Below are 8,938 nucleotides of genomic sequence, written 5' to 3' on the forward strand. Positions count from 1 at the left end.
CAACCGCATCACCCGCCGACACCGCGCCGCCCGCTGGGACTACGCCACCGACACCGGGACCTCGTGCCAGCCCGTGGCCCCGTCCGGGGCCGGTGGCGCCGACTCCGAGGTCTGGGTCTGGCCGTCGGCGCTGATGGCGCGGCACCGCAGGGTGTGCTCGCCGGGCTCGGCGCTCCACGGCAGACTCCACTGCACCCACGTGTCGTCGGAGATCGCGGCGGCGAGCGTCGCGGGCTGCCAGTCGCCGTCGTCGATCTGCACCTCGACGCCGTCGACGCCGGTGTGGGGCTGCCAGGCCATTCCGGCGATGACCGTCTCGCCGGCGGAGAGCTGCCGGCCGCGCCGCGGAACGTCGATGCGGGACTGCAGCTTGATCGGCCCGCGCTCGGACCAGCCGCGATCCGTCCAGTAGGCGGTCGCCTCGTCGAACCGGGTGACCTCGAGGTCGACGACCCACTTCGTCGCCGACACGTAGCCGTACAGGCCCGGCACCACCATGCGCACCGGGAACCCGTGTTCCGGCGGCAGCGGCTCGTCGTTCATCGCGACCGCGAGGATCGCGTCGCGGTCGTCGGTGAGGGCCTCCAGGGGCGTGCCGGCGGTGAAACCGTCCGACGAGCGCGAGAGCACCATGTCGGCGTCGCCGGTGGGCTTCGCGCGCGCGAGCAGCTCGCGGATGGGGTAGCCCAGCCACCGGGCATTGCCGATGAGCGATCCGCCGACCGCGTTCGACACGCACGACAGTGTCACCGTCGTCTCCACCAGCGGCAGGGCGAGCAGCTCGTCCCACGTGAGCACGACCTCCTCCTCCACCAGGCCGTGGATGCGCAGCTCCCAGTCCGCGGGATCGATCGACGGCACGATGATGGCCGTGTCGATGCGGTAGAACTCCGCGTTCGGGGTGATCACCGGCGCAAGGCCGTCGACGCCCAGCTCGGCGCCCGCCGGTACGGGCGGCGCGGTGGTGGCCGGTGCGGGGAGCACGACGGCGTCGCGCACGGTCGTGATCGCACGGGATCCGGCACGGGCCGCGTTGCCCGCCGCGACGGCGAGGGCCCCGCCGACCGCGGCGACGGCCGTCCAGGCGAAGAAGGCCCGGCGATTCGGCAGCTCGGAGGCGGTGTCGGTGCCTCTGCGCGGCGGCTTCGGGCGCAGCATCCCGACCAGCACGTGCAGCGTGCCGCCGGCGACGGCACCGGCCAGGATGCCGGGGAGGAAAGGCAGCGGGTCGCCGGTATCGCTGAGAAGGGCGGTGATCGCCGCGACCGCACCGAGGGCGACCGCGATGACCGCTCCGGCGGGCGGGCGCCGGAGCTCCGCCCACCCCGCCCACGCCGCCACGACCGCGAGCACGAGGGCGATGCCCACGGTGAGCGCGATCTTGTCGGCCGTGCCGAACCAGTCGATCGCGAGGTCTTTCGCCCAGGCGGGGGCGGCGTCGATCAGTGCGCCGCCGACCACCGCGAAGGGGCTGGATGCGGGAGCCGCCAGTGCCGCGGTGAGCTCGCCGGCGCCCGCGCCGAGCGTGGCGGCGGCGATACCGGCTGCTGCTGCGGCGGCGCCGGATCCCCTCGATGTTCGCACGGCCTCGGTCACCGTCTCAGGCTACGTCGGCCTGTACGTGGGCGCGCCGAGAGGAGGTGACGAATCGGTGACGGCTGCGCCGTGGTGGCGGCGCTCGAGCGCAAGGACTGAGCCCTCGTCAAGCCCCCGGGGGAAACAACACGGCAACACGTCGCGGGCTAGGGTGAAGCCCATGGGAGATCTCTTCGACGGCTACGGGTCCACCCAGACACCCCGGCGGACGCCTTCGGGGGTACCGGCCTTCGACGAGATGTTCGGCGACGTGACCACGTCGGGTGCTCCATCACGGTCGCGTGACGCCTACCGCGAGCTGCACCACGCGCTCGCGCAGATGACCCAGGAGGAGCTTCGCGGGCGCACCGAGTCGCTCGCCACCTCCTATCTCGCGCAGGGCGTGACCTTCGACTTCGCCGGAGAGGAGCGTCCGTTCCCGCTGGATGCGGTCCCGCGCGTGATCGACTACGACGAGTGGTCGAAGACCGAGGCCGGCATCAAGCAGCGCGTGCGCGCGCTCGAAGCGTTCCTCGATGACGCGTACGGGCACCAGCACTGCGTGCGCGACGGTGTGCTGCCGGCCGGTCTCATCGCCTCGTCGCAGTACTTCTACCGGCAGGCCGCGGGCATCCACTCCGCGAACGGCGTGCGCATCCAGGTGTCGGGCATCGACCTGATCCGCGACGAGCACGGCGAGATGCGCGTGCTCGAAGACAACGTGCGCGTGCCCTCGGGCGTCAGCTACGTCATCTCGAACCGTCGCGTGATGGCTCAGACGCTTCCCGAGCTGTTCGTGTCGATGCGGGTGCGGCCGGTCGGCGACTACCCGAACAAGCTGCTGGCGGCGCTGCGCGCATCCGCCCCGCCCGGAGTGGAGGAGCCCAACGTCGTGGTGCTCACCCCGGGTGTGTACAACTCGGCGTACTTCGAGCACACCCTGCTCGCCCGCCTCATGGGCGTCGAGCTCGTCGAGGGGCGCGACCTGCTGTGCATGGGCGGCAAGGTGTTCATGCGCACCACCCGCGGCCCCAAGCGCGTCGACGTGATCTACCGCCGGGTCGACGACGACTTCCTCGATCCGCTGCAGTTCCGCGCCGACTCGATGCTGGGCGCCCCGGGCCTCATGCTCGCGGCGCGGCTGGGCAACGTCACGATCGCCAACGCCGTCGGCAACGGCGTCGCCGACGACAAGCTGCTCTACACCTACGTGCCCGACCTGGTGCGCTACTACCTGGCGGAGGAGCCCATCCTCAAGAACGTCGACACGTGGCGGCTCGAGGAGCCCGACGCTCTCGAGGAGGTGCTCGACAGGCTCGACGAACTCGTCGTGAAGCCGGTCGACGGATCGGGCGGCAAGGGCCTCGTCGTCGGACCCGACGCCTCGCCGAGCGAACTCGACACGCTCCGCACGCGGTTGCGAGCGGATCCGCGCGGATGGATTGCCCAGCCTGTCGTGATGCTGTCGACCATCCCGACCCTCGTCGAAGACGGGATGCGCCCGCGTCACGCCGACCTGCGTCCGTTCGCGGTCAACGACGGCGAGGACATCTGGGTGCTTCCGGGAGGCCTGACGCGCGTCGCCCTCCCCGAGGGGCAGCTCGTGGTCAACTCCAGCCAGGGCGGCGGATCGAAGGACACGTGGGTCGTCGGCGGTTCGGCTCCGGCTCACGTCGAGTACGGGCAGGGCAGCGGCATGGGCGGACTGGTCGCCGACCAGGCCGCCGTGACGCAGTCGATCCCGATCATCTACGAAGACCACGACGAGCCCGACACGGCTCCGCAGGATCGCCCGCGTTCGCGCACCGAACAGGCCGAGCAGCAGCAGCAGACGAGCGTTTCGTCTCGCTCCGCTCGCTCAACGACCGGGGCTGGCGGGGGTCCGGTCGTCGGGCGAGGAGGGCAGCGACGAGACGATACGCGCGACGGAGGTGACGTCCGATGCTGAGTCGCATCGCAGAATCACTGTTCTGGATCGGGCGGTACATCGAGCGCAGCGACGGCACGGCGCGCATCCTCGAGGTGCACCTGCAGCTGCTGCTGGAGGATCCCTGGATCGACGAGGACACCGCGTGCCGGTCGCTGCTGAACGTCATGGGGTCTCTGCCGTCCGACACGACGACTCCCGTCACCCGCGACGATGTGCTGCAGCGTCTCGCGATCGACCGGATGAACCCCGCCTCGGTGGCCTACTCGCTCGGCGCCGCGCGCGAGAACGCCCGCCGTGCCCGCGAGATCGTCTCGAGCGAGCTGTGGGAGACGCTGAACACCACCAACTCCCGCATGCCGCGTCGGCTGCAGACCGACAAGGCCCACGACTTCTTCCAGTGGGTGCGTGAGCGCGCGTCGCTGGCCGTCGGGAGCGTCGACTCGTCGACCAGCCGAGACGAAGCGTGGCAGTTCTTCACGCTGGGCCGCAGCATCGAGCGCACCGACATGACCGCCCGGATGCTCGCCACCCGCTCGCTGACCGAAGCATCCGGTCCGTCGTGGACGACCATCCTGCGCTCGTGCGGCGCGTACGAGGCGTACCTCCGCACGTACCGCGGCATGCCGAGTGCCAGCAACGCGGCCGAGTTCCTGCTGCTGGACCGCCTGTTTCCCCGCTCGATCATCTTCTCCATCCAGCAGGCCGAGGAGTGCATGAGCGCGATCGATCCGCGTGCTGACCGGGTCGGGCATTCCAACCCGGTGCTGCGCGCGCTGGGGCGCATCCGGAACGACCTGGAGTACCGGCCGGTGAGCGAGATCCTGAGTGAGCTGCCGCTGCACATGGATCGTGTGCAGCGGGTGACCCGCGAGGCGTCGGAGGCGATCCGCAGTCGCTTCTTCCCGACGCACGCCGAGCCGAGCTGGATCGGGGAGACGTCATGAAGAGACTCCGCATCGAACACGAGACCGGCTTCTCCTATCCGGGCGATGTCTCGGCGTCGTACAACGAAGCGCGCATGCTGCCGGGATCGACCGACAGCCAGTTCGTGCTCAGTTCGTCGCTCGACATCGATCCGTCGACCTCGGTCAACCAGTACGTCGACTACTTCGGAACGCGTGTCGCGGCGTTCGACGTGCTGTCGCCGCACGGTGCGCTCACCATCACCGCTCGGTCGCTCGTCGAGGTGCGCGAGCGGCCGATCGAGCATCCCGACATCACGTGGGACGACCTGAAGCGGTCCACGAGCCGTTCCATCGAGACCGTCGAGCAGCTCACGCAGACGCGACGCACGATGCCGCATCCCGAGGTGGCGAGGCTCGCCGAGGGCATCGCCCAGCAGCACGAGAATCCGAGCGAGGCGGCGCACGCGATCGCGGTGGCCGTCGGTGACGCCGTCGAGTACATGAGCGGCATCACGAGCGTGCTCTCGACCGCGAGCGAGGCCTGGGAGGCGCGCAAGGGCGTGTGCCAGGACATCGCGCACATCACCCTCGGGGCACTGCGCTCGGTCGGGATCCCCGCCCGATACGTGTCGGGATACCTGCACCCGCGGCCGAACGCCGACGTCGGCGAGCCGGTGACGGGTGAGTCTCACGCGTGGGTGGAGTGGTACGCCGACCAGTGGCAGGGGTTCGACCCGACCAACAACATCGAGATCGGCGACCGGCACGTGCTCGTGGGCCGGGGTCGGGACTACAACGACGTCCCCCCGCTCCGCGGCGTCTATGCCGGCCCGTTCAAGAGCCAGCTGCACGTGAAGGTGACGATCACCCGCGAGTCCTGACCGCATCCGGCACCGTCGCGTGCGGGCGTCGGCGCCGCGCGCCCGCCCCGATGTCGGAAATCGGCGTCGATGTCGGAGGATTCAGCGCGGATTCTCCGACATCGGGTCGATGCTCCGACATCCGGGTGATGATCGGGGAGTGGACCACGACGCGAATCCGAGAGGCGGGATGCTCGTCGGCGTCTACCGGGCCGACGGTGGTCCGCTCGGGGAGCTGCGGTATGTGATCGGGCACATGCTCGGCACCGCGCACTGTGCACTCTGCGACATCACGCACACATGGCGGCGCAAGCCCGAGTGGGATGCGATGGTCGAGCGATTGGACGTGTCCATCGACCTGCGTCACCTGAACGAGATGGACGACGACGTCGCCGCCGCGGTCGCCGAGTACGGCGCGCCCGCGGTCTTCAGGCGAGCTGAAAACGGCCTCACTCTGCTTCTGGATGCGCACGAGCTCGACGCGGTCGGCGGATCGGTTGCCGGCTTCGAGCAGGCCCTCCGCGCCAAGGGCGTCGGCTGACCTCGCGGACGTCGGAGATTCGTGCCGATGTCGGAGAATTCGGGCGTCGATCCTCCGACCTCAGGCCGATTCTCCGACCTCGGCGTGGGTGGCGGGAGGCGCGGGGCTACGGATGGGTCGGGCTGCGGGAGGGGAGGCGCGGGGTAGAGGGGCGGGTGGATGCGCGGATCACGCCGACGGGGGAGCGGCGGTGGAGCGACGCGCCTCCAGACGCGGTTGGAAGACCACGTTGTGTTCGGGCGTGCGTCCTTCGATCAGCGCGTGGAGCCGGCTCCAGGCCAGTCCGCCGAGGATCTCGTGGGGCACGGATGCGGTGGTGAGGGTCGGGGTCATGAAGCGGGCGAACGGGATGTCGTCGAAGCCCGTCACCGAGATGTCGTCGGGTACCCGCAGACCACGTTCGCCCAGGCCGTGGACGACGCCGAGGCCGACGAGGTCGTTGAACGCGATGGCGGCCGTCGCGCGGGTTTTCACGAGCGCGTCGACCGCATCCATCCCGCTCGTGCTGGTTGCTCCGCCGGGAACGCGCTGCAGGGAAACGCCCTCGACGCTGCGCACGAAATCCTCCAGGCCGCGAAGGCGATTGTGGTTCGCGGAACCCTCGGGGCCCTCGATGTAGGCCAGGCGGCGGTGGCCCAGGGTGTAGAGGTGGCGCGCGATGTTCTCGAACCCGGTCCGCGAGTCCGCTGACAGCGTCGGCGCGTCGATGACGGTATTGGACCGGTTCGTCAGCACGACCGGGGCCAGATCCCGCACGGTCTGCGCGAGGGTGTCGTCTTCCATGCGAGGCGCGCACAGCACCAACGCGTCGCATCGGCGACGGATCTCCCCCGCGAGCAGCGGCTCGTCGTCGATGGATTCCGCGGAGTCGGCCACCAGCACGCGATAGCCGTCGTCTCCGGCAGCGAGGCTGAGGCCGGTGAGCACCGCCTGAAACACCGGGTTGGCCAGGTCGGGAACGAGAAAGCCGACCGCGCTCGTCTTGCCGCGGGCGAAACTGCGCGCCAGGTGATTCGGGGTGTAGCTGAGTTCGGTCGCGGCCGACCGGACGCGGTGCGCCGTCTCGACGTTCCCCCGGAACTGGTCGTTGAACACGCGGGACACGGTCGCGGGAGACACCCCGGCCCGTCGGGCGACGTCGGTGATCGTCACGGCGAGTCGGTCATTGCTCACGGGGCACCATCCTTCGGCACGCTGAATGGGAGACTACTTGATTCCGGATGTCGCGAATCCCTTGATCAGGTAGCGCTGACCGACGAGGAACACGATGAACAGGGGAACCAGAGAGACGACGGACATGGCGAACATCGATCCGTAATCCGAGGTCGACTGCGCGTCGATGAAGCCCTTCAGCGCGACCGACGCCGGGAAGGTCTCGGGGAGCCGGAGATAGATCAGCGGTGAGAAGAAGTCGCTCCAGGTCCAGATGAACGTGAAGATCGTCGCGGTCGCCACGACATCGGGAGGGGTGGGGTGCGTGGCGGGATGGTGACGGCCTGGCGCGGTCGCAGGCTCAGGTCGGGTGGGTGTGCAGCGGTCAGGGGCGGGTGGGTTCCACGATGGCCTTGATCGTCGAGGGGTCCGCGGTAGATTCCAGGGCACGCGCGACCTCGCTGAGGCCGAAGGTTGCGGTGACCATCGCATCCAGGTCGACGTGTCCTCCGGCGACGAGCGCGATCGCGGTTGGCCAGGTGTTGGCATAGCGGAAGACCCCGGTGACGATCAGCTCCCGGTTCTGGATGATCGTGATCGGCAGGGGCATCTCGGAAAGGCCCATGCCCACCAGGACGACCCTTCCCCCGGGCCGTACCGCCGTGATGCCCTCGCGCACGGCGGAATCGGCACCGGACGCGTCGACGAAGGCGTCAACGGTCGACACCTCGGGCGGAGGCGTTGCGCGTGGATCGAGGACCACGTGCGCACCGAAGCGGAGCGCCGTCTGGCGCCGCTCCGGTGCGAGATCCGACACGATCACCTCGGTGACGCCGAACGCGCGCGCGACCTGAACCAGGGCGATGCCGATCGGACCCGCACCGGCGATCAGGACGCGCGCCCCGGGGGAGAAGCACGCCTTCCGTGCCGTGGCGATCGCTACCGACAGCGGTTCCATCAGAGCGGCCGCGTGATCGCTGACCGAGTCGGGGATGCGGTGCGCGAAGTGGCTCTGGATCGTCACATACTCCCGGAAGGCGCCGTCGGTTCCGGGCACGGCGTAGAACCTCATGTGCGGGTCGAGGTTGTAGTCACCGCGCAGCGTCTCGGGCGAGGAGGGTGAAGGATGCTGCGGTTCGATCGACACCCTCTCGCCGACGCGCCCCGGATCGGTCGCGTCGCCCACGGCGACGATGGTCCCGCCCGACTCGTGCCCGAGCACGAGGGGATCGCTCGCCTTCCAGTCCCCGAGATGGCCGTCCCGATAGAAGTGCACGTCGGATCCGCAGACCCCCACGGCGGAGACGCGTACGAGGACCTCATCCGAGCGCGGGACCGGGACCGGTCGGTTCTGCGTCTCGATGTGTTCCGGCCGGATGAGCACGCTCGCCCTCATCGATGCCGGCGGTGCGACGGGAAGCGTTCCTCCGCGTGCGGTGGGGGTGCTCATGCGTTCTCCTCGAGGGTTTCGCGGGCGGCGGTGATGACGGCTTCGGTGGTGATGCCGAACTTGTCGAACAGGGTCTGGTAGTCGGCGGAGGCGCCGAAGTGCTCGATGGAGACGGATCGGCCGCGGTCGCCGACGATGCCGCGCCAGCTGAGGGCGAGTCCGGCTTCGACGGAGACGCGGGCGGTGATCGCGGTGGGGAGGACGCTTTCGCGGTAGTCGGCGTCCTGTTCGGCGAACCATTCCAGTGACGGGGCGGAGACGACGCGCACGCCCACGCCGTCGGCCGCGAGGGCTTCGCGGGCGGCGACGGCCAGCTGCACCTCGGACCCGGTCGCGATGATGATCACGTCGGGTGTGCCGTTCGGTGCCTCGGCGAGGACGTATGCGCCCTTCGCGGCAAGGTCGGCGGAGGCCAGGACGTCGCCGCTGGCCTCACCGTCACCGCGCTCGAAGGTGGGGATGTTCTGCCGCGTCAGGGCGATACCGGAGGGGCCGGCGTGGCGGCGGAGCATCTCGTGCCAGACG

The 8,938-nt window shown here is 69.8% G+C and carries 9 protein-coding genes; 4 read left to right on the plus strand and 5 right to left on the minus strand.

Features of this window, described 5'->3' with window-relative positions:
* Positions 1-39: 39 nt before the first annotated feature.
* Complete coding sequence (locus ACGG9C_RS08225) at positions 40-1,596, minus strand: molybdopterin-dependent oxidoreductase (RefSeq protein ID WP_228480843.1); 1,557 nt, start codon at positions 1,594-1,596, stop codon at positions 40-42.
* A gap of 160 nt (positions 1,597-1,756) precedes the next feature.
* Here ACGG9C_RS08225 and ACGG9C_RS08230 point away from each other — a divergent pair, with 160 nt between their 5' ends.
* The 4 genes from ACGG9C_RS08230 (at position 1,757) to ACGG9C_RS08245 (ending at position 5,811) form a co-directional block, all read left to right on the plus strand.
* A complete protein-coding gene (locus ACGG9C_RS08230) occupies positions 1,757-3,523 on the plus strand; it encodes a circularly permuted type 2 ATP-grasp protein (protein WP_228480842.1) in 1,767 nt (588 codons plus the stop codon).
* Positions 3,517-4,449: an alpha-E domain-containing protein gene (locus ACGG9C_RS08235; protein ID WP_071045031.1), complete on the plus strand. Its 933-nt coding sequence runs from the start codon at positions 3,517-3,519 to the stop codon at positions 4,447-4,449. The genes ACGG9C_RS08230 and ACGG9C_RS08235 overlap by 7 nt, the downstream gene beginning before the upstream one ends.
* Positions 4,446-5,291, plus strand: a complete 846-nt coding sequence (locus ACGG9C_RS08240) for a transglutaminase family protein (RefSeq protein WP_071045030.1) — start codon at positions 4,446-4,448, stop codon at positions 5,289-5,291. Before ACGG9C_RS08235 ends, ACGG9C_RS08240 begins: the two co-directional genes overlap by 4 nt.
* Before the next feature lie 139 nt (positions 5,292-5,430).
* Positions 5,431-5,811 (plus strand): hypothetical protein, encoded by a 381-nt coding sequence (locus tag ACGG9C_RS08245; RefSeq protein WP_071045029.1) that lies wholly within the window; start codon positions 5,431-5,433, stop codon positions 5,809-5,811.
* A gap of 168 nt (positions 5,812-5,979) precedes the next feature.
* Here ACGG9C_RS08245 and ACGG9C_RS08250 read toward each other — a convergent pair whose 3' ends face one another.
* From ACGG9C_RS08250 to ACGG9C_RS08265, 4 genes are all read right to left on the minus strand, one after another.
* Positions 5,980-6,984: a LacI family DNA-binding transcriptional regulator gene (locus ACGG9C_RS08250; protein WP_071045028.1), complete on the minus strand. Its 1,005-nt coding sequence runs from the start codon at positions 6,982-6,984 to the stop codon at positions 5,980-5,982.
* 33 nt (positions 6,985-7,017) lie between these two features.
* Positions 7,018-7,266: a carbohydrate ABC transporter permease gene (locus ACGG9C_RS08255; protein WP_194383891.1), complete on the minus strand. Its 249-nt coding sequence runs from the start codon at positions 7,264-7,266 to the stop codon at positions 7,018-7,020.
* Between the two features lie 82 nt (positions 7,267-7,348).
* Positions 7,349-8,413, minus strand: a complete 1,065-nt coding sequence (locus ACGG9C_RS08260) for an NAD(P)-dependent alcohol dehydrogenase (RefSeq protein WP_228480841.1) — start codon at positions 8,411-8,413, stop codon at positions 7,349-7,351.
* A partial coding sequence (locus ACGG9C_RS08265) for a transketolase C-terminal domain-containing protein (RefSeq protein ID WP_390178515.1) occupies positions 8,410-8,938 on the minus strand: 529 nt, incomplete at its 5' end. The genes ACGG9C_RS08265 and ACGG9C_RS08260, both read right to left, overlap by 4 nt.

Origin of the sequence: Microbacterium sp. MTN4-26 (genome assembly GCF_042846595.1) — a bacterium.
In the GTDB taxonomy this organism is placed as follows: Bacteria; Actinomycetota; Actinomycetes; order Actinomycetales; family Microbacteriaceae; genus Microbacterium; species Microbacterium luteum.

Coding starts and splice junctions, on each gene's coding strand:
- ACGG9C_RS08230 (WP_228480842.1), top strand. CDS start 1,757: ATGGGAGATCTCTTCGACGGCTACGGGTCCACCCAGACACCCCGGCGG.
- ACGG9C_RS08235 (WP_071045031.1), top strand. CDS start 3,517: ATGCTGAGTCGCATCGCAGAATCACTGTTCTGGATCGGGCGGTACATC.
- ACGG9C_RS08240 (WP_071045030.1), top strand. CDS start 4,446: ATGAAGAGACTCCGCATCGAACACGAGACCGGCTTCTCCTATCCGGGC.
- ACGG9C_RS08260 (WP_228480841.1), bottom strand. CDS start 8,413: ATGAGCACCCCCACCGCACGCGGAGGAACGCTTCCCGTCGCACCGCCG.